Below are 818 nucleotides of genomic sequence, written 5' to 3'. Positions count from 1 at the left end.
GCGGCATACGTTCGCCACCATCGCCCTCGACGCAGGCACTGCCCTGCACGACCTGCAGGACAGCATGGGCCACGCAGACCCCCGCACCACCCGCCGGTACGACCGGGCGCGGGGAAGCCTGAACAAGGCCGCCGGCTACGACGTGGCCCGGGTGCTGGCCTAACGGAATCCAGAGGCATAGGCATGGCATTATGGCGGGATCAGGCCATGCCTGGGGGAAATACAGCTGAATCATTCGCGCAAAAGTTGGGGGAACAACTATGAGCACCACCCTGCCCGAAAACACCACCGCCCCGGAGACGCCGGGAACCCCGCCTGCCAAAACCAAGATCGACAAGTGGTATCTGCTGCCTATTGGCGCGGCCGTATGCGCAGCTTTCCTACTAGGCATGCTCACCGGCAGCAACAGCGGCAACATCAAGGACTGCCAGGAGGCGGTCGCCATGGCGGAGGAGGCGGTCGACATTGCAGGCCAAGCACTCGTCTATTCGGGTGATGCGGTTGAGGCGGCCACCCGGTTCGATCCAGACGCCCTGAGCCGCGCCGGCGACGACCTGCAAAGCCTTAAGAGTGGGCAGCTGGACCCGCTGGTCGAACCGTATGAAGCGGCAAAGGACAAGTGCATGGGCTGACTGGCATGTGATGCACTGGCACTGGCCGGCATCGATCTATTCCTGATCGGCGGCGTCTACAGCCCAACGGCGGGCCAACAGACGCCGCCACAAACGAGGGCCATCCTGCAGGGTGGCCCTCGTTGTTTCCGGTGCTGGCTGGGCTTGGGCCACCATGGGCTGCTCAGGCACGTTCAGAGCCTGCCC

The 818-nt window shown here is 64.3% G+C and carries 2 protein-coding genes; both read left to right on the top strand.

The genetic code is table 11. The features are described from left to right. The coding region (locus HGG74_RS22065; RefSeq protein WP_168489472.1) for a tyrosine-type recombinase/integrase at positions 1–163 on the top strand (163 nt) is incomplete at its 5' end. A gap of 97 nt (positions 164–260) precedes the next feature. Beyond that, on the top strand, positions 261–632 hold the full coding sequence (locus HGG74_RS20930; protein WP_168489470.1) for a hypothetical protein: 372 nt from the start codon (positions 261–263) through the stop codon (positions 630–632). The last annotated feature ends 186 nt before the right edge of the window (positions 633–818 follow it).

It is taken from the genome of Arthrobacter mobilis, from assembly GCF_012395835.1.
Classification (GTDB): domain Bacteria; phylum Actinomycetota; class Actinomycetes; order Actinomycetales; family Micrococcaceae; genus Crystallibacter; species Crystallibacter mobilis.
Note: the sequence above shows the minus strand (reverse complement) of the source record. Positions and strands in the feature narration are given on the sequence as shown.